Source organism: Serratia oryzae (genome assembly GCF_001976145.1).
In the GTDB taxonomy this organism is placed as follows: Bacteria; Pseudomonadota; Gammaproteobacteria; order Enterobacterales; family Enterobacteriaceae; genus Chania; species Chania oryzae.
Genome location: NZ_MOXD01000006.1, coordinates 198,363 through 217,203, shown reverse-complemented (window position 1 = coordinate 217,203; position 18,841 = coordinate 198,363). Strand labels below are relative to the sequence as shown.

Annotated in this window: 14 protein-coding genes and 1 pseudogene; 8 read left to right on the top strand and 7 right to left on the bottom strand. The window is 57.2% G+C overall.

Annotation, left to right across the window (positions count from 1 at the left end):
* Positions 1 to 139 precede the first annotated feature (139 nt).
* The 3 genes from glaH to csiR all read left to right on the top strand — a co-directional run bounded on the left by glaH (position 140) and on the right by csiR (position 3,236).
* The gene (gene glaH / locus BMI79_RS13025) at positions 140 to 1,108 is read left to right on the top strand and encodes a glutarate dioxygenase GlaH (RefSeq protein ID WP_076942564.1); all 969 of its coding nucleotides are present in this window, start codon (positions 140 to 142) and stop codon (positions 1,106 to 1,108) included.
* A 34-nt stretch (positions 1,109 to 1,142) separates the two neighbouring features.
* The gene (lhgO, locus tag BMI79_RS13020) at positions 1,143 to 2,384 is read left to right on the top strand and encodes an L-2-hydroxyglutarate oxidase (RefSeq protein ID WP_076942563.1); all 1,242 of its coding nucleotides are present in this window, start codon (positions 1,143 to 1,145) and stop codon (positions 2,382 to 2,384) included.
* A gap of 156 nt (positions 2,385 to 2,540) precedes the next feature.
* Positions 2,541 to 3,236 carry a DNA-binding transcriptional regulator CsiR gene (gene csiR, locus BMI79_RS13015; RefSeq protein ID WP_076942562.1) on the top strand — a complete coding sequence of 232 codons (696 nt, stop codon included), beginning with the start codon at positions 2,541 to 2,543 and terminating at the stop codon, positions 3,234 to 3,236.
* Between the two features lie 15 nt (positions 3,237 to 3,251).
* Here csiR and BMI79_RS13010 read toward each other — a convergent pair whose 3' ends face one another.
* Entirely contained in the window at positions 3,252 to 4,136 is an 885-nt protein-coding gene (locus BMI79_RS13010) for a LysR family transcriptional regulator (RefSeq protein ID WP_076942561.1), read from the bottom strand.
* Positions 4,137 to 4,325: 189 nt separating this feature from the next.
* On the opposite strand from BMI79_RS13010, the gene BMI79_RS13005 reads away from it, so the two are divergent.
* The 3 genes from BMI79_RS13005 to BMI79_RS12995 all read left to right on the top strand — a co-directional run bounded on the left by BMI79_RS13005 (position 4,326) and on the right by BMI79_RS12995 (position 9,334).
* Positions 4,326 to 6,020, top strand: coding sequence for an acyl-CoA dehydrogenase family protein (locus BMI79_RS13005; RefSeq protein WP_076942560.1), 1,695 nt, complete (start codon positions 4,326 to 4,328; stop codon positions 6,018 to 6,020).
* A 76-nt stretch (positions 6,021 to 6,096) separates the two neighbouring features.
* On the top strand, positions 6,097 to 7,227 hold the full coding sequence (locus BMI79_RS13000) for a CaiB/BaiF CoA transferase family protein (protein WP_076942559.1): 1,131 nt from the start codon (positions 6,097 to 6,099) through the stop codon (positions 7,225 to 7,227).
* The gene (locus BMI79_RS12995; RefSeq protein ID WP_076942558.1) at positions 7,217 to 9,334 is read left to right on the top strand and encodes a 3-hydroxyacyl-CoA dehydrogenase NAD-binding domain-containing protein; all 2,118 of its coding nucleotides are present in this window, start codon (positions 7,217 to 7,219) and stop codon (positions 9,332 to 9,334) included. The genes BMI79_RS13000 and BMI79_RS12995 overlap by 11 nt, the downstream gene beginning before the upstream one ends.
* Positions 9,335 to 10,160: 826 nt before the next feature.
* Here BMI79_RS12995 and BMI79_RS12990 read toward each other — a convergent pair.
* Genes BMI79_RS12990 through BMI79_RS12970 form a run of 5 tightly spaced genes read right to left on the bottom strand, consistent with a single transcriptional unit; the run spans position 10,161 to position 14,612 of the window.
* Positions 10,161 to 10,862: an ABC transporter ATP-binding protein gene (locus BMI79_RS12990; RefSeq protein ID WP_076942557.1), complete on the bottom strand. Its 702-nt coding sequence runs from the start codon at positions 10,860 to 10,862 to the stop codon at positions 10,161 to 10,163.
* A complete protein-coding gene (locus BMI79_RS12985; protein WP_076942681.1) occupies positions 10,855 to 11,571 on the bottom strand; it encodes an ABC transporter ATP-binding protein in 717 nt (238 codons plus the stop codon). The genes BMI79_RS12990 and BMI79_RS12985 overlap by 8 nt, the downstream gene beginning before the upstream one ends.
* The gene (locus tag BMI79_RS12980) at positions 11,558 to 12,517 is read right to left on the bottom strand and encodes a branched-chain amino acid ABC transporter permease (RefSeq protein WP_208611205.1); all 960 of its coding nucleotides are present in this window, start codon (positions 12,515 to 12,517) and stop codon (positions 11,558 to 11,560) included. The genes BMI79_RS12985 and BMI79_RS12980 overlap by 14 nt, the downstream gene beginning before the upstream one ends.
* A gap of 7 nt (positions 12,518 to 12,524) precedes the next feature.
* Entirely contained in the window at positions 12,525 to 13,397 is an 873-nt protein-coding gene (locus BMI79_RS12975) for a branched-chain amino acid ABC transporter permease (protein ID WP_076942556.1), read from the bottom strand.
* A gap of 45 nt (positions 13,398 to 13,442) precedes the next feature.
* Entirely contained in the window at positions 13,443 to 14,612 is a 1,170-nt protein-coding gene (locus tag BMI79_RS12970) for an ABC transporter substrate-binding protein (protein ID WP_076942680.1), read from the bottom strand.
* A gap of 65 nt (positions 14,613 to 14,677) precedes the next feature.
* Between BMI79_RS12970 and BMI79_RS23815 the strand changes: the two genes are divergently transcribed.
* Together BMI79_RS23815 and BMI79_RS12965 are read left to right on the top strand one after the other, a co-directional pair.
* Positions 14,678 to 14,815 carry a hypothetical protein gene (locus BMI79_RS23815; protein ID WP_158069117.1) on the top strand — a complete coding sequence of 46 codons (138 nt, stop codon included), beginning with the start codon at positions 14,678 to 14,680 and terminating at the stop codon, positions 14,813 to 14,815.
* A gap of 378 nt (positions 14,816 to 15,193) precedes the next feature.
* Positions 15,194 to 15,409: pseudogene (locus tag BMI79_RS12965) on the top strand (3-oxoadipyl-CoA thiolase); the annotation flags it as partial.
* Between the two features lie 200 nt (positions 15,410 to 15,609).
* Here the strand turns inward: BMI79_RS12965 and rapA are convergent.
* Positions 15,610 to 18,516, bottom strand: coding sequence for an RNA polymerase-associated protein RapA (gene rapA / locus BMI79_RS12960; protein ID WP_076942555.1), 2,907 nt, complete (start codon positions 18,514 to 18,516; stop codon positions 15,610 to 15,612).
* Between the last annotated feature and the right edge of the window lie 325 nt (positions 18,517 to 18,841).

Below are 18,841 nucleotides of genomic sequence, written 5' to 3'. Positions count from 1 at the left end.
AAAACTTGTATAGCCGATCACACAAATAGCCAATCCATTACATTGTGTCTTTTTTTTGTGAAAATGTAGATATATTCTAATTATGAATACAAAAATACCTGCATCCGTAGGAATATCTGCTTGCTTGGAGACTCACCGCATGAACACCATGACGACAGAAAAACCATCGCTGAAAAATGAAAATAGACCGGTTATACCGGGGGTGACGTTATCGACATTCCCCGATTCCCCTCGCTTATTAACGCTCAATTTCAGTGCTGAAGTCACCGAGCGCTTTTTGCAACAGACCGAGCAATGGCCGATACAGGCGCTGGAATATAAATCGCTGCTACGGTTTCGTATCGCCAAAATATTAGATGACCTCTGTGCTAACCAGCTCCAGTCGTTCCTGTTGCAAACGCTGCTGGCCCGCTCTCAGGGGGCACTGCTGATCCAGGCTGAAGGCATCAATCGTGTCGAACAGAGTGATGACATGGTCAAGCTGGCCACGGCGATAGCTCATCTGATTGGCCGTTCCAATTTTGACTCGATGAGTGGCCAATATTACGCCCGCTTTGTGGTGAAGAACGTTGATAATTCAGACAGTTACTTGCGGCAGCCGCACCGGGTGCTGGAACTGCATAACGACGGCACCTACGTGGATGAGGTGACCGACTATGTGATGATGATGAAAATCGACGAACAGAATATGCAGGGGGGCGACTCTATGCTGTTGCACCTGGATGACTGGGAGCAGTTGGATACCTATTTTCGTCACCCGCTAGCTCGCCAGACCATGCGCTGGTCTGCGCCTCCGAGCAAGAATACCCTGAAAGACGTTTTCCATCCGGTGTTTGACGTTGACGATCATGGCCGCCCGGTGATGCGTTATATCGATCAGTTCGTGCAACCGAAAGATTTCACCGAAGGTAACTGGCTAAGCGATCTGTCCGATGCCCTGGAAAGCAGCCAGAACAAGCTGTTCATTCCGGTGCCGGTTGGCAGTATTTTATTGATTAATAACCTGTTCTGGCTCCATGGGCGCGATAGGTTTACGCCACACCCGGAGCTGCGGCGTGAATTGATGCGTCAGCGTGGTTATTTCAATGTGCCACAGAGTCGTACTTAATCTCTGTTAATCGCCTGGAAGGGGATGCCGCAAGATGTATGATTTTGTGATAATCGGCGGGGGCATTATTGGCATGTCCACCGCCATGCAGTTGATTGCAACCTATCCCGATGCCCGTATTGCCGTGCTGGAAAAGGAACCTGAACTGGCACAGCATCAAACTGGGCATAACAGTGGCGTGATCCATGCCGGGGTGTATTACACTCCCGGCAGCCTGAAGGCACGCTTTTGTCTGGCGGGCAATCAAGCCACCAAGGTGTTTTGCGATCGGCATGGGATCCGCTATAGCGACTGCGGCAAAATGCTGGTCGCCACCACGCCATTGGAGATGGAACGCATGCGTGCCCTGTGGGAGCGCACGGCGGCCAACGGCTTGCAGCGGGAATGGCTAAATGCGCAGCAGTTGCAGGAGAGAGAACCCAACATTGTCGGGCTTGGGGGGATTTTTGTTCCTTCCAGCAGTATCGTCAGCTATCGCGAGGTAACGATGGCGATGGCTCGCGTGTTTCAACAAGCGGGTGGGGAAATCTTTTATCAGGCTGAAGTGCAGGCGTTGCATGAACACTCGCAGGGCGTGGTGGTCAGTACGCCGCAGGCCGAGTTTTCTGCGCGTTATCTGGTGACCTGCTCTGGCCTGATGGCCGATCGGTTGGTCAAGATGTTGGGGATCGAACCCGGCTTTATGATTTGCCCGTTCCGTGGCGAGTATTTCCGTTTGGCGAGCCAGCATAATAACATCGTGAATCACCTGATTTATCCGATCCCCGATCCTGCGGTGCCTTTCTTGGGCGTCCATTTAACGCGCATGATCGATGGTAGCGTCACCGTGGGGCCCAATGCGGTATTGGCCTGGAAGCGGGAAGGTTACCATAAAAGGGATATTTCCTGGCGCGACACCCTGGAAATGGCCAGCTATGCGGGCATTCGCAAATTGATGTACCAGAATCTGTCTTTGGGCGTGGGGGAAATGAAAAACTCGCTGTTCAAACGCGGTTATCTCAAGCTGGTACAGAAATATTGCCCTAGCCTGACGGAACAGGATCTGTGGCCTTACCCGGCCGGGGTGCGCGCCCAGGCCGTGTCGCCTGAGGGGAAACTGATTGATGATTTCCTGTTTGTTACTACCGCGCGCACCATCCATGTCTGTAATGCCCCGTCACCGGCGGCGACATCGGCGCTCCCTATTGGCCAGCATATTGTCGGCAAAGTGCAGGCATTGTTAGAAAAGCAGCCGTCATCTGGGGCCAATCTGCGCGCCGCAGTGACGGCGGTTTAAACCAACAATGTTCAAATCACCATCAATGCTGCCGGGCATTTATGGTGATCTCCCATCATGCCTTGCTCCGCAGGCGCTTCTTCTCCCGACCGAACTGGTTATCTGCCGGTATTTCATTATAATTAAAGGCCTTATGTTTCAAGAGATGGGATCGTAATGACTCTCCAGCAAAATGCGGTATTTGATGGTTATCATTATCTGAAAAGAGACATTATTCGCGGTGTTTTTCAGCCCAACGAAAAGCTGCGTATGAGTCTGCTGACCAGTCGCTATAACCTGGGGGTTGGCCCGTTACGCGAAGCCCTGTCACAGTTGGTGGCAGAAAATCTGGTGACCGCGATCAGCCAGAAAGGCTACCGCGTAGCTCCCATGTCACAGGCCGAGTTGCTGGATATTTTTGATGCCCGCGCCAATCTAGAGGCGATGCTGGTCACGCTGGCGATTGAGCGCGGCAACGATGATTGGGAAGCGAATATTCTGGCGCAGACGCACCGTCTGGCCAAGATGAGCACCGTCGCCACCAGCGAAGCGCTGCTGGACGAGTGGGATCAACGCCATCAGGCATTCCACAGCGCCATTGTTGCCGGTTGCGGCTCGCACGCTTTATTGCAGATGCGCGATCGGCTGTTCGATCTGGCGGCGCGTTATCGCTTTTTATGGCTAAGAAAGACGGTGTTTTCCGCCAGCGTGATGGAAAATAAACACCAGGAACATCAGGAACTGGTCAAACTGGTGCTGGCACGTGATAGCCGCCAGGCCAGCGAACTGATGCGTGAACATTTGCTGACGCCAATCCCTATCATCATGCAGGTGATGGAACAAAATAACCTGCAGCAGAATGACAATGACTGAGGGCTGATGGTCGGTTTAGCCTGTGGCGGCATCGCGCACCGCAGTTAGAAAGGCCGATAAGATCGGGCGTTGATCGTCCGTTTGCCAGATACAGTAAGCCTGAGAGAGTAATGCCACTTCCTCGAGCGCAATAAAGCTCACGCCCGCCATCGCCGCACTCCGCAGGCTGGCGGGCACCAGTGCAACGCCAAATCCTTGCGCCACCAGCGAGAGAACGCTCAGCCAGTGGCGCGCTTCACAGCGAATGTCAGGATCGATCCCCGCGCTAAAGCACAGGGATTGGATGCGATCATAGTAATAAGGCGATACCTGGCGTGAAAACACGATAAACCGCTCATCCCGCAGATCACGCAGGTTAAGCGCCGCGTTGCCAGCCAAGGGATGCTGCTGCGGCAGGCAGGCCACTAATTCCTCGCTGGAAAACAGCAGTGAAGAAACCCCCTCCGGCAAGCGCGACGCATGAACAAACCCGACATCGAGGCTGCCGTGTGCCAGCTCGGTTAACTGATCTTTGGTATTCAGCTCCAGCATATTGAGCCGCAAGCCTGCTCGCGACTGCTGAAACTGCTGTAATAGCCTGGGGAGCCCCTGATACAGCAGAGCGCCAACAAAACCGATGCGCAAATGGCCGGTAACGCCCTGATCGATGTCACGCACCTGGTGCATGGTGCTGTTCATGCGATCGATCAGCGCCTGGGCTGCGGGCACCAGCGCCTCTCCGGCCGCGGTCAGCCGCACCTTCTGATGGCTGCGTTCAAACAACCTTGCCCCGATGGTTTCCTCCAACTGGCGGATGCTCACGCTCAGTGGCGGTTGAGAGATGGCAAGGCGGCTGGCGGCCCGGCCGAAATGCAGCTCATCAGCCAACACCAGAAAGTAGCGTAAACGGCGAATATCCACGGTATACCCATTCCTTTTTACTGCCCTTGAAAAGCCACCCTAGCACGGTTGCAACCATGCTTCTGGGCGGCACCCGGCAAATCACCACGACACGATGCTTTTAGCCTATCGGCCGATAGGGAAACAGTATTAGACAGCCTCTTTCGTTTAACAAAATATAAACATAAATACAACAATATGGGGCTGAGTATGTATACCGTTATCAATCAGCAGGACAATATCCCGGATCAATCCGGTGCCAACCTTTATCTCACCGACGCGCCGCTGGAGGCCTTGCTGGTGGCCTATCTGCCGGCAGAGCTGCGCGCCCATCTGCGGCCTTATCTGCAGAAACTCGGCGCGCTGGCTGGGGGGGCACTGAGTGAACTGGCGGATCTGGCAGATAAGAACCCGCCGCAGCTGCAGGTGCGCACCCGAACCGGCACCGATCGGCAACGCATTTTAAAACATCCGGCTTTCGTCGAGCTGGAACGCTACGCGTTTAGCGAGTTCGCCCTGGCCACCATCTCACATCGGCAAGATGTGCTGGGCTGGCAAGGGCAACTGCCGCCGCTGGCCAAGTATCTGTTTACCTACCTGTTCGTGCAGGCCGAGTTTGGCCTGATGTGCCCGGTATCGATGACCGACTCGCTGACCCGCACGCTGAAAAAATATGGCTCCCCTGAGCTGGTGGCTAAATATCTGCCACGGCTTACCTCGCTCGATCCCGCCACGCTGATGCAAGGGGCGATGTTTATGACCGAGCAGGGGGCGGGCTCTGATATTGCGGCCACCACCACGCTGGCGGTAGACATGGATAACCACTACCGGCTGTACGGTGATAAATGGTTCTGTTCTAACCCCGATGCCGAACTGGCGATGGTGTTGGCGCGCATTGAAGGCGCACCGGAAGGGATGAAAGGGGTATCGCTGTTCCTGCTGCCGCGCACGTTGGACGATGGTTCAACCAATGCCTATCGCATTTTGCGCCTGAAGGACAAACTCGGGACGCGCTCGATGGCCAGCGGTGAAATCCGCCTTGAAGGGGCCACTGCCTATCTGGTGGGTGAGGCCGGGCGCGGCTTTGTGCAGATGGCGGATATGGTCAATAACTCCAGGTTGTCCAACGGGGTGCGCTCTGCGGGGCTGATGCGCCGGGCGGTCAGCGAGGCGTTCTATATCGCCCGCCATCGCCAGGCCTTCGGTAAAAAACTGATCGAACTGCCGCTGATGAGAAAGCAGTTGCTGAAGATACTGCTCCCCAGCGAGCAGGCGCGCAGCATGGTCTTCCAAACGGCAGAGGTGCTGCGCCGTTCCGATAGCGGCGATAAAAACGCCTATGCGCTGCTGCGTATTCTGACCCCGCTGATCAAATTCCGCGCCTGCCGCGATGCCCGCAAGGTGACCGCCGATGCCATGGAGATCCGCGGTGGCTGTGGTTACATCGAAGAGTGGGGCGATCCGCGTTTGGTCAGAGATGCGCATTTGGGCTCGATCTGGGAAGGGACCAGCAACATTGTCGCTCTGGACGTGCGGCGCGCCATCCTGCGTGAGCAATCGCTGGAGGCGCTGCAGGTATACCTCGAGCAACTGCTGGCAGAGGCGCATCTGGACAATGCCATGCGTGCCCGTTTCCTCAGCGCACAGCAGCGAGCCTTTGCCCTGGCAGAGGCGGCCGCCACGGCAGAGGGCAGCAGCCTGACGCGCCGCGCCGCCAGCGGCCTGTACAACCTGGTCAGCGCGGCGGCGATGGCCTGGGAGAGCCATCACACCGACGCTCCGGCGCGTTTGCATCTGGCCGAACAGGTCTTGATCCACAAGCTGTTGCCTGTCGATCCCTTAACGGTAGAAAACCCGCTGTCTGAGGAGATTGAAGAACTGCTGCTGGCGAGCGCCTACCTCTGAGCAAGCCCATCTTCCCGGTAATGGTGGCCGGGATCTCTGGCTTCACAAAGCAACCATACCTGCAGGAGTAACGGTTATGACCATTCCTAGCGTTGGCGCATTAGCTGGTCTTCGCGTTATTGATTTATCCCGCGTCTTGGGCGGGCCCTATTGTGGGCAGGTGTTGGGCGATCATGGTGCCGATGTGCTTAAGATCGAACCTCCACAGGGTGACGAAACCCGTACCTGGGGGCCGCCTTTTCAGGCCGGAGTGGCCGCGTATTATATTGGCCTGAACCGCAACAAACGTGGGATGTACCTTGATTTATCGCAGGAAAGCGCTCGCCAAACGCTGTACGAACTGTTGGCCGATGCTGATGTGCTAATCGAAAATTTCAAGACCGGCACCATGGAGAAGTGGGGCATCGGTTATGAGGCTCTGGCCGCGCGTTTTCCGCGCCTGATCCACTGCCGCGTCAGCGGCTTTGGTGCCGATGGCCCATTAGGCGGCCTGGTGGGTTACGATGCGTCGATTCAGGCGATGACCGGGATCATGAGCGTTAACGGTGAGCCTGACGGCGAACCCCTGCGCGTTGGCGTGCCGCTGGTCGATCAGGCTACCGGGATGAATGCGGTGATTGGCATCTTGATGGCGCTTTATGAACGCACCCGCAGCGGCCTGGGGCAATTTGTTGAGGCCAGCCTGTTTGATACCGGCTTATCGCTGTTGCACCCTTATTCCACCAACTGGTTTGCCAACCAGCAGCCGCCGCAGCGCTCGGGTAATGCCCATGCCAATATCTACCCTTATGATATTTTCCCCAGCGCCAGCGTGCCGATCTTTCTCGGCGTCGGCAACGACAAGCAGTTTGCGCTGCTGTGCCAGTGCCTGGATGCGCCATCCCTGAGTGAAGATCCGCGCTTCGCCACGCCCAAATTGCGTTCACTGAATCGCGCTGAGTTACGTAGCGCGCTGGTTTCCCTGCTCGCCAATCGCGAAGGGATTGAATGTGCTGAACAGTTGCTGCGCAGCGGCGTGCCCAGTGCACCATTGCTGAACATAGAGGCTGCACTGCAGCACCCGCACACCCGCCACCGTGGCATGGTGGTGACGATGGGGGATAGCTATACGGGGGTCGCCTCGCCGATCAAACTCAGCCGCACTCCAGCCAGCTATCGGCTACTGCCCCCGGTGGGAACGCCGGAGGAGGCAAAAAATGCCAGATAATCATCAGCCTGATCGGGGCCTGCATCTTGAACGCAGTGGCAACATACTGATTGTGATCCTCGATAATCCACCGGTCAATGCGTTGGGTTTGCGCGTGCGTCGCGGGCTGCTGGCGGCGCTGCGGCAAGCGCAGAGTGAGGAACAAATCCACGCGCTGCTGCTACTGGGGTCAGGAAAGAACTTTGCTGCCGGGGCGGATATCCGTGAATTCAATCAACCGCGCCAGCCGCCGCTGCTGCGAGAGGTCTGCGATCAAATCGAAACCTGCACGAAGCCGGTGATTGCGGCTATTGCGGGTAATGCACTGGGCGGTGGGTTAGAGGTTGCCATGGCGGCGCATTACCGGCTGGCGGTCAAGGGCAGCCGTTTGGGGTTGCCGGAAGTTAATCTGGGGCTGCTGCCCGGGGCCGGGGGCAGCCAGCGCAGCGTGCGGCTGATTGGGGCGGAAGCGGCTTTGGATCTGATGCTCAGTGGCCGCCCGCTGTCTGCCGAACAGGCGCTAGAACTGGGGATGGTGGATCGGCTGGGGTTGGATGCCCGCGTTGATGGCTTGGTTTATGCCCACGAACTGCTGGCCGATCGCTGTGGAGTGCGCCGCAGCAGTGAACTCACTACCCGGCTTGCCGATTCGGCAGCCCAACAGGCGGCGATTGATGCGGCGCGCACCAAATTGCCAACGCAGTTTCGCGGTCTGTTTTCCCCGGCGTTGATTATTGACTGCGTGGCCGCTGCCTGCGAACAGCCGTTTGCGGCAGGTTGCCAGTTTGAAGCTGCACAATTCCAACGCTGCCTGGCGAGCCCGCAGCATCGGGCCCTGTTATACGCCTTTCAGGCCGAACGCGCCGCTGCCAAACTGCCGGATACCACCGGGTTGGCGATAGCTGCTTTTAGCCAGGCAGGGGTGATTGGCGGCGGCACCATGGGGGCGGGTATTGCGGTGGTGATGCTGGAAGCGGATCTGCAGGTTACTTTGCTCGAACGTGATGAGCAGAGCCTGGCAGCGGGCCTGAGTCGAGTAGAGGAGTTCTATCGTCAACGGGTGAGTAAAAAGCGGCTTTCGGCTACGGCCGCCGCCGCACGCCTGGCGAAATTGCGCGGAACCACAGAATACCGGGATTTGGCCACGGCCGATTTGGTGGTTGAAGCGGTGTATGAGGATCTGGCGGCCAAGCAGGCGGTTTTCCGTCAGTTAGATAGCCACTGCAAACCCGGTGCGATCCTGGCCAGCAATACTTCTTATCTGGATATTGCTGCCATTGCAGCGGTGACCAACAGGCCGCAAGCGGTTATCGGCTTACACTTCTTTTCCCCAGCACCGGTGATGCGTCTGCTGGAGATCGTGGTGCCGCCGCAGGCAGCGGCTGAGGTGATTGCCAGTGCTGTGGTGCTGGCCCGCAGGCTCGGTAAAGTTCCAGTGCGTACCGGCATCTGCGACGGTTTTATCGGCAACCGCATCATGTCCGTCTACCGGCGGGCGGCAGAGGCAATGCTGGAGGACGGCGCTTCGCCGTACCAGATCGACACCGCGGTGCGTGAATTCGGTTTTGCCATGGGGCCTTTCCAGATCCTCGACGTGGCCGGTGGTGATATTGCCTGGGCGACGCGCAAGCGCCGGGCGGCGCAGCGGGATCCGCAGGAGCGTTACGTGCAGATTGCCGATCGCCTGTGTGAACAGGGTTGGTTCGGGCAAAAAAGCGGGCGCGGTTGGTATCGTTATGAGCCTGGTTCAAACCATGGGGTGCAGGATCCGGCGGTGCTGGAGATTGTCGCCCGTGAGCGCGAGCGTGCGGGCGTCACGCCGCGGCCCTTCAGCGCCGAAGAGATCGTGCGTCGCTATCTGGCGGCGATGATTAACGAAGGTGCTAACCTGCTTGCCGAGGGCATTGCGCTGCGCCCATTGGACGTTGATGTGGTGCTGCTGGCTGGTTACGGCTTCCCGCGTTATCGCGGCGGGCCGTTGTATTATGCTGATAAGATTGGTTTGGCGCGGGTATTGGATGATATCACCACTTTTGCCGCCGAAGATCCGCAGTTTTGGCGTCCTTCACCGTTGCTTATCCGTTTGGTGGAGCAAGGGCAGACATTTGCCAGTCTTAATGCAGAATAGCGGTCTGGGAGGGGAAATCCTCGCTCTGATCTTAGTGTCGCTGAGTTAAACCATCATTATGGGGTAGATGCTAGATGTGATGTTCTCTCCCCGTGGGCTGTCTCTTATTTACATATCGGATGAGTATTTATTTCGGTCGCTAAACATTCTGTGTTCATTCGGCAGCAGGGTGAACGCGACCGAGCCAAGGGCCCTAGGCGGGGCCCTTGGCAATCCGCGCCTTCGCCATATCAGGCGGCCGCTGCGCGGCTCCCCTCACTCCGCCACAGCGCATAACGGCCGGCTACGATAGTCGTCCCTGACTGTCTCGCCTGACCGCGCCGTCCATGGCGCGGTCGCCTATGCGCTGTGTCTCCGTTCGGCGCCTTCAATGGCTTCAACACCAGCGCTCACCTAACCTATTGCATTGTTTTAATTTCTATTATCAACACCTATGTCGATGTTGTCCGGTACTCACAGATTCGGGGGGTGACGTTGAGCGCATCATGGCCTGCTGAGCAAGGCACCGTTGCCAGGGGCAGCCTGCCATGGACGGCAGGCTGAGGCGAGACAGGAAGGGACGCCTGTCGTAGCCGACCCGCCCGGCGACGGGGGCGTAGCGAAGGTACCCGCGTAGCGGGCAGGACATGTTAAGCGTTGGCGCGGGTGCAGGGCCCCGCCTTGGGCCCTGCAATTGCCGCTCACTGTTGTTTCATAGAATTGCACTCTGTTTACGGCAATTCCCATGAAACCAAGCCTGCATAGACGAACGCGTTGTGTTTAAGAGACCGCCCATGTAGAGGGAACTGGTTAGCCACAACCGAACTACGCTGCGCCCTACTAACACTCAATGCCCAAAATAAGCCCGGTGCAACTCCTCCATATCAATATCGTTGGCCGCTTTGGTAAAGATCATCTTACCGCTGCGCATTAGGCAGACCCGATCGGCCAGCTTGATCGACAACTGAGTGTTCTGCTCCACCAGCAACAGGGTTTTGCCATGCTCGCGCAGGCGGGCAAAGCAGGCAAACAGCTCGTTAACCACCACCGGGGCTAAGCCCAAAGAAGGTTCGTCGATCAGGATCATACTGGGATCGGACATTAAACAGCGGCCCACCGCCAGCATTTGCGCCTCCCCGCCGGAAAGCACGCCCGCTAACTGCTTCTGCCGTTCGGCCAGGCGTGGAAATATGGCATAAACTTCTGCCAGACGCGGTTTCACATGCTGGCGGCTGGCCTTCTGAAAGGCCCCCATAATCAGGTTATCTTCGACCGTCATATCGCGGAAAATCATGCGCCCTTCCGGGATCAGCGCCAGGCCGCTGCGCTTGGTATGCCAGGGGGAAAGTTTACCGACGTCGATGTTCTGATAGGTAATCTGCCCCTGTTTTAACGGCAGCAGCCCGGCGATGGTTTTCAGCAGCGTGGTCTTGCCCGCGCCGTTCGGCCCGACGATGGCGGTGACCGTCCCTGGCTGGATCTGCAGCGAGATGTCCCACAGAATATTGATCGCGCCGTAGCCACCGCGCACCTGTTGAATGTTAAGCATAGGCCTCTCCGGTATAGCTGCGGATCACCACAGGATCGTTGAACACCTGGGTTGGCGTGCCATCTGCGATCAGGCGGCCAAAGTTGAGGATCCACACGCGTTGGCACAGCGCTGTGACCGTTTCCAGATCGTGTTCGATCAGCAGAATGCTCAAGCCGTATTCGGCATGGATCCGCCCCAGCATCTGTTGAAAGCGTTTTTTACCGCTGGTTTCCAGCCCGGCCAGCACCTCGTCAAGCAACAGCAGCTGCGGTTCGGTGGCGAGGGCCTTGGCGACTTCCAGCGCTTTCAGTTCGCTGAGCGAGAGCTCAGTGGCGGCGTCGCGTTCGGCCTTATCACGCAGGCCGACCAGTTCCAGAATGTCCCTCAGCCGGGCAAGATTGACCTTACCGGTGGCAAAACGTTGCGCCACCCGCACATTTTCCATCACGCTCAGTTCATGCATCGGCTGCGGTACTTGGAAAGTACGGCCAATTCCCAGACGAGCGCGGCGATGGATCCCACCCCGCTGGCCCAAGGGAGTGCCATGGAAACTGAGTGTGCCAGCGGTGGGTTGCACCAGGCCGGAAATAGCGTTAAACAGCGTGGTTTTGCCCGCGCCGTTCGGGCCAACCAACCCGACGATTTCGTTTTGTCCCACCATCAAAGACACATTATCGATGGCGGTAACCGCGCCGAATGACACGCTGACTCCGTCAAGCTTTAGCACGATAGAACCTCCTTTGGGCTGAACGTAACAGTGGTAACAGGCCGCGCGGGCTGATCAGGATCATCACCACCAGTAATCCGCCCAGGATCATCTGGTGCCCGGTAGGGAACAGAACTTTGAACAGCAACTGGTCGGTTAAATAGACCACCAAAGCGCCGATCAGCGGGCCATTCAGCGAACGGAAACCGCCGAAGATCGCCGCGATGATCGGCACAATCACCCAGGAGGCGTTGAACGCGTAATCGGGTTCGAGGAAATTCATATGGTGCGCGTTGAATGCCCCGACCAGCCCGGTCATAAAGGCAGACAGCAACAGCACCAGCGCTTTCAGCAGCAGGCTGTTCACCCCAGCCACCTGGGTGGCGGCTTCTGAGTCGTGCATCGCTTTCAACGCCAAGCCGTAATCGCTGCGCGCCAAGGCGGCATAAATCAGTAAAAACAGCGTCACCAGCGCCAGGATCACGTAATAGACACCGAGCTTGCTGCTCAGGGCAAATCCCATCACGTTGGGCAACGAGGAGATACCGGATAGCCCCGCTGAACCGCCGGTGATCCCCTCGAGCTGAACGGCCAGCACCCGAAAGATTTGCGAATAGGCGAGGATGGCCAAGGCAAAATAGGTGCCTTTCAGGCGCAGGGTGGGCAGCATCAGCAAGGTGGTGACCGCCGCGGCCAAGCCCCCGCACAGCATCGAGAGCAGCACCGGCATACCGCTGTTCATCGCCAGCATGGACGAGATATAGGCACCGGTGCCGAAGAAGGCCGAGTGGCCAAAGCTGACCATGCCGCCGAGGTTACCCAACATCGCCCAGGCCAGTGCCAAGGCGCCGATCGTCAGGGCATCGGTAAACATGCTCAGGACATAGGGCTGCTGAGACCAGATGGCGGGCACCAGGATTGCCAGCAGTAACGGGAACCACATTAGGTTAATCAATGATTTCATCATGATCGCATTATCCCTGACGCCGTACTGCGCCGAACAAACCATTAGGACGCAGGAACAGTACCAGCAGGAACAGCCCCATACTGATTAAGTCCTGCCAGGCCGGGTTGAGCAGGGTGGCGCTCATGGCTTCAGCCACACCGATCACAATCGCCCCCACTAACACGCCAGGAATAGAACCGATCCCCGCCAGCACGGTAATAATGAACGCCTTAATGGTCAGCGCTTCCCCTAACGAGGGCTGGATCACCCGGGTGCAGTAGATCGCTACCCCGGCCACCGAGGCCATCATCCCTGCCAGCAGGAATGAGATCATCTCGGTCTGTTTCGGGTTGATCCCCATCAGCATCGCGGCTTCGCGGTGGCTGGAAACCGCCCGCACGGCGCGGCCATACCAGCTGCGTGCCAGCCATTTCCAGAGCAGAACCAGTAACAGCAGGCTCATCACGAACGCTACCAGTTCACCCTGCATGGCATACAGATCGCCGATCACGATCGGCTCCTGTAACCACACTGAGCTGCTGGAGCGGATATTGGCATTCCAGATCAGCAGGATCAGGTTGGTGAGAATCACGCCCACGCCATAGGTTAACAGCAGTGAGTTGAGTTCCCGGTCGATCTTGATGCGGCTGAGCAGCGCATAGATCCCGAGCGCGGCGGCACACACCACCACAAACGCCAGCGGGATTGACCAGAGCGGCCCGAAACCGGTAGACGACTCGAAGGTATAGGCAATATAGCCTGCCAGCAGCACCAGCTCGCCATGCGCCAGATTCACCAGCCGCATAATGCCAAACACCAGCGCCAGCCCCAGTGCAACCAGGGCGTACACACTGCCCGCCAGCAGGCCGGAATATAACGATTGAAGCAATAATTCAGTCATGCACACCTCTTATTCAGGTGGGGTGAACATCCAGACAGCACGGCTTTACCAAGGCGTACCTGGAAATTCCATGGTCCCCGTAGCGGCGCTCGCAGGCCAGACAATGGCGATTTTCCCCTTTTGGTGTTGGCCGATGTTCTGCATGAATTCCTCATTGTCACCCTGCGCGCTGAAGCGTACCTGGCCAATGATGGTGTCCACCGCGGTAGAGCGCAGTTCCTGGGCAATGCCGCCTTTCTCCAGCGTGCCTGCCGCTTCTGCCCGGGCGATGGCTTCGAACAGCAGCATGCCCTGCACAAAACCGTACTGTGAAAGGTAATCCGGCTCATGCGGGTAGAGTTTGCGGAACGCGGCCTCAAACGCCTGGCCTTCTGGCCGGTTGAAGGTGACCGGAACCGGCAGCATCTCGGTACCGTAGGTTTTGTCGACTAAGTCAGGGAAGTCCTGATACATCTTGGCGGTGGCGATTTGCCAGGCACCGACCATGGCCTTCACCGGCGGCCGGAGCACTCTGGTGGCCCGCAAAATGCCGACATAATCGTTCTCATAGCCAATCATGTTGATGGCATCCGGCCGATCTTGCAGCTTGATCTTGTTGATAATCGGCTTGAAATCCACCGTGGTGGCTTCAAAGGGGTGCATGGTGACCGTGACGCCTTTCTCGGCCATCTGTTGCTGCATCATGCGTGCCATTTCGCTGGTGGATTTCTTGGTGGAATAGATGATGGCCAGCTTGTTGATCTGCATGGTATCCAGCAGGCCAGCCATCGCTTTGACATAGCCGGTGGTATTGTTGATGCGAAAGAAAGAGTGGAAGCCTTGGGTGAGAAACTCACTGCTGGTGCCCCCCGAGGTCATAAAGGGCAGCCCCAGTTTATCGGCCGCAGTCGCGGCAGGCCCAACGATATCAGAGGTGGCTCCGCCGGTAATGGCGATCACGTTATTGGCGGCTAATCTTTCTACCGCCGCCACCGCTTTAGCCGGTGAGGATTCATCGTCGATCGTCTGGATCTTGATCTTTACGCTGCCGGGGCGCTGGTTAAACACCGCTTCCGCGACTTTGATCCCTTCATGCATACCCGTGCCACCGCGGGCATTCACTCCGGTCAGTGAGATCACTTCACCGACCTGGTATTGCGCCGCGTGGGCGGGCGATTGGGCTGTCAGTGCAGCGATGCACGACAAGCTAATGGTGAGCCATTTTGTTAAGTTCATCGTTCCTCCCAGAATAACGGTTTTTTTCATCCCCTTGCTCTTACAAGTTGCAGGGACAGTGCTCCATGAACCTGGCCAAGCGCTGGCTTGGCCATGCCGTCGAGGGTTACTTCAGTTGTTACTTGCCCACATCTTGGCGCCTGTTGGTTCCGAGCAACGGCGGCCTGTTTATTTTGATTTGCGCAACGGTGGTGCTGCGGTAATGAGCACGGCACAGAAGCGTTCCTGTTTCTCTGGTGTTGGCTACAGACAGGGTTTACTCATGGGCATTGCAGGTGAATAACGATGTCATTCTCGATTAATATAGACATAATGAAATAATTTATACAAAATAATGTTACAAAAAATAATCAAAAAGTTAGATATATGTTGCAAATAATGGCTATTTGTTTGCATGCCTAGCTCACAGAGGGTTGTTCCCACCGCGCAGGTTTATGGTTCTCATTAGCGGCGCGAGATTTGCATAAGATAATGTTTTTATTGATTAAAATTCTATTCAGCATGCGTTTATCTGTGATGGTGTACGCACGCCTATAGGCCGCTATGCTGGAGCGCTGGCCAGCTTACGTGCCGATGATCTCGCCGCGATCCCTCTAGCGGTATTACGCCAGTTGGGGCTGCCTGATGATGCCGAGCAGGTTAACCGGAATGGTGGGGCTATCGCCTTGGGGCATCCTTTGGGCATGAGCGGGGCACGTTTAGCGTTGACGGTAACTTTGGAATTGGAGTGGCGTTATGCGCTCTGCACCCTGTGCATCGGCGTCGGGCAGGGGATTCTGGAGCGTGTTGGGGAATAAATGGGGAACTGAAACTCTCATGCTGGTTAGTTAAGCGCAAAGCGACATAATCACGCATCAATTGCTAAAGGCGTCGCCCCCTCTCCCTGTGGGAGAGGGCCGGGGTGAGGGGCAAGTCGTGCGGTGATCGTCCCCTCACCCTAACCCTCTCCCTAAGGGAGAGGGAACTAACCATTAGAGCCAAAGCTCCCCGCTTGCGATTATTGGTGAGTCACTACCACCAGACGGATGGCATCCAAGCGCCAGCCTGCTTCGTTGAGGTTGGCCAGCACCTGCTTGCGGTTGAACTCCAACGCTTCCACTTCATCGTCGCGGATGTTCGGGTTAACCGCTTTCAGGGCTTCCAGGCGTGCCAGCTCGGTACTCAGCTTGTCATCGGCTTCCTGCTTGGCCAGTTCGATCAGTTCGCGTGCCTGTGCTTCCACCAGGCTTTCAGCCTGTTGCAGCATCGCGTGCACGTCCTGCTGCACCGCATTCACCAGCTTGCTGGAAGTGTGGCGGTTCACCGCGTTCAACTGGCGGTTAAAGCTTTCGAACTCCACCTGTGCCGCCAGATTGGTGCCTTTACGATCCATCAGCATACGGATTGGCGTGGGGGGCAGGAAGCGGGTCAACTGCAGGTGTTTCGGCGCCTGCGCCTCGACCACATACACCAGTTCTACCAGCAGCGTTCCCACCGGCAGCGATTTGTTCTTCAGCAGGGATACCGCACAACTGCCGGTATCACCAGACAGGATCAGGTCCAGGCCGTTGCGGATAATCGGGTGTTCCCAACTGACGAACTGGGCATCTTCCCGCGACAGGGCCTGATCGCGATCGAAAGTCACGGTGCAGCCATCCTGCGGCAAGCCCGGGAAATCCGGCACCAGCATATGGTCTGACGGCGTCAGCACGATCAGGTTATCGCTGCGGTCTTCCTGATTAATGCCGACGATGTCGAACAGGTTAAGGGCAAAACTCACCAGATTGATGTCGTTGTCCTGTGCGGCAATCGCTTCTGCCAGCGCCAGGGCTTTTTCACCGCCGTTGGAGTGCATTTCCAGCAACCGATCGCGCCCCTGTTCCAACTGCGCCTTGAGTTGATTGTGCTGCTGGCGGCAGGCGTGGATAAACTCGTCCAGCCCTTCCTGCTCGGTTGGCGCTGCCAAGTAACCAATCAACTGCTCGTAGCTGCTGTCGTAAATAGGGCGGCCGGTCGGGCAGGTGTGCTCGAAGGCATCCAGCCCTTCGTGGAACCAACGCCCCAATATCGCCTGCGCGGTGTCTTCCAGGTAAGGCACCATAATCTGAATATCGTGCATCTGGCCGATACGATCCAGGCGGCCGATACGCTGTTCCAGCAGGTCTGGGTTGAACGGCAGATCGAACATCACCATCTGGCTGGCAAACTGGAAGTTACGCCCTTCGGAACCGATTTCAGAACACAGCAGCACCTGCGCCCCTTCTTCTTGTGAGGCGAAGTAGGCGGCGGCGCGATCGCGCTCGATAATCGTCAGCCCTTCGTGGAACACGGCGGCGCGGATCGCTTCCCGCTCACGCAACACCTGCTCCAGTTGCAGCGCGGTGTCGGCTTTAGCACAAATCACCAGCACTTTTTCATGGCGGTTGGCGATCAGGTAGTCCAGCAGCCATTCCACACGCGGGTCAAAGTTCCACCAGGTGGCATTTTCCCCTTCGAATTCCTGATAAATCTGCTCGGGGTACAGCATATCGCGGGCGCGGGCTTCGACGCTTTTCTTCGCCCCCATAATGCTGGAGACTTTGATCGCCGTCTGATACTGGGCTGGCAGCGGCAGCTTGATCTGATGCAGGTTGCGGCGCGGGAAGCCCTTCACCCCGTTGCGGGTGTTACGGAACAGCACGCGGCTGGTGCCATGGCGATCCATCAGCATGGTGACCAGTTCCTGGCGCGCCTGCACGCTGTTATCGCTGTCGCTGTTGGCCGCTTTGAGCAACGGCTCAATGTCCTGTTCGTCAATCAGTTCGCCCAGCAGGTTGAGTTTATCGTCGGCCAGGCGCTCGCCGCTTAGCAGCAGCGTGACCGCATCGGCGACCGGGCGATATTTCTGCTGCTCGGTGACAAACTCTTCGTAATCATGGAAACGGCTCGGATCCAGCAGGCGCAAACGGGCGAAATGGCTTTGCTGGCCAAGCTGCTCTGGGGTTGCGGTCAGCAGCAGCACGCCGGGGATATGTTCTGCCAACTGCTCGATCACCTGGTATTCACGGCTGGGGGCCTCTTCACTCCAGGCCAGATGGTGGGCTTCGTCCACCACCAGCAGATCCCAATGGGCGTCGGCCAACTGCTCAAGGCGCTGTTTGTTGCGGCGCACGAAGTCCAGCGAGCAGATCACCAACTGTTCGGTTTCGAACGGGTTGCTGCTATCCAGCATCGCTTCGGAATAGCGGCTGTCGTCGAACAGTGAGAAATAGATGTTGAAGCGGCGCATCATCTCGACCAGCCACTGGTGTTGCAGGGTTTCCGGCACCACGATCAGCACGCGTTCGGCGCGGCCGGCCAGCAGTTGCTGGTGAATGATCATCCCGGCTTCGATGGTTTTACCCAGGCCAACTTCATCCGCCAGCAGCACGCGCGGCGCATGGCGCTGGCCGACTTCATAGGCGATGTGTAACTGGTGTGGGATCAGGCTGGCGCGCATACCGCGCAGGCCAGCGAACGGCAGGCGGTACTGCTCACTCTGGTATTTACGTGCGCGAAAGCGCAGAGCAAAACGATCCATACGGTCGATCTGGCCGGCAAACAGGCGGTCCTGTGGTTTGCTGAAGGTCAGTTTGCTGTCCAGCAGTACTTCGCGCATGGCAACCCCTGCTTCCTGGGTATCCATGCGCAGGCCGATATAGGTCAGCAGGCCGTTTTCCTCTTTGACTTCCTCTACCTGCAACTGCCAGCCTTCATGATGGCTGATGGTATCACCCGGATTAAACATCACGCGGGTGATCGGCGAGTCGTTTCTGGCATAGAGGCGGTTTTCGCCGGTGGCGGGGAAAAGCAGGGTGACCATACGCACATCCAGCGCTACCACAGTTCCCAGTCCCAATTCGCTTTCCGTATCGCTGATCCAGCGTTGACCAAGTGTAAAAGGCATAGTTTGTCGGCTCGATTCTTATTAAGTAAGTCTTATCGCCAGGCAGGTGGGGACTGGCGACCTGTTTCAAATGCTTTTTATTCTCTAATGCTGGTCAGTTAAGACTAACCAGCTCCCTCTCCTTGGGGAGAGGGGGCGCAACTTTCAGCAATGTGCCGAATGGTGATGCACTTTCTGCTTAACTGACCGTCGTTACGCTATTCCCGGTTTGTTTTCATTTGACGGGCAATAGCTATTAACACCATGAATACGTCATCAATACGGCACGGTGAATGGTTCAGAATTTGGGAAGGGCGCTATGGTAATGGAAGGCGACGCATTCGTC

Coding starts and splice junctions, on each gene's coding strand:
- glaH (WP_076942564.1), top strand. CDS start 140: ATGAACACCATGACGACAGAAAAACCATCGCTGAAAAATGAAAATAGA.
- lhgO (WP_076942563.1), top strand. CDS start 1,143: ATGTATGATTTTGTGATAATCGGCGGGGGCATTATTGGCATGTCCACC.
- csiR (WP_076942562.1), top strand. CDS start 2,541: ATGACTCTCCAGCAAAATGCGGTATTTGATGGTTATCATTATCTGAAA.
- BMI79_RS13005 (WP_076942560.1), top strand. CDS start 4,326: ATGTATACCGTTATCAATCAGCAGGACAATATCCCGGATCAATCCGGT.
- BMI79_RS13000 (WP_076942559.1), top strand. CDS start 6,097: ATGACCATTCCTAGCGTTGGCGCATTAGCTGGTCTTCGCGTTATTGAT.
- BMI79_RS12995 (WP_076942558.1), top strand. CDS start 7,217: ATGCCAGATAATCATCAGCCTGATCGGGGCCTGCATCTTGAACGCAGT.
- BMI79_RS12990 (WP_076942557.1), bottom strand. CDS start 10,862: ATGCTTAACATTCAACAGGTGCGCGGTGGCTACGGCGCGATCAATATT.
- BMI79_RS12980 (WP_208611205.1), bottom strand. CDS start 12,517: ATGATGAAATCATTGATTAACCTAATGTGGTTCCCGTTACTGCTGGCA.
- BMI79_RS12975 (WP_076942556.1), bottom strand. CDS start 13,397: ATGACTGAATTATTGCTTCAATCGTTATATTCCGGCCTGCTGGCGGGC.
- BMI79_RS12970 (WP_076942680.1), bottom strand. CDS start 14,612: ATGAACTTAACAAAATGGCTCACCATTAGCTTGTCGTGCATCGCTGCA.
- BMI79_RS23815 (WP_158069117.1), top strand. CDS start 14,678: ATGAACCTGGCCAAGCGCTGGCTTGGCCATGCCGTCGAGGGTTACTTC.
- rapA (WP_076942555.1), bottom strand. CDS start 18,516: ATGCCTTTTACACTTGGTCAACGCTGGATCAGCGATACGGAAAGCGAA.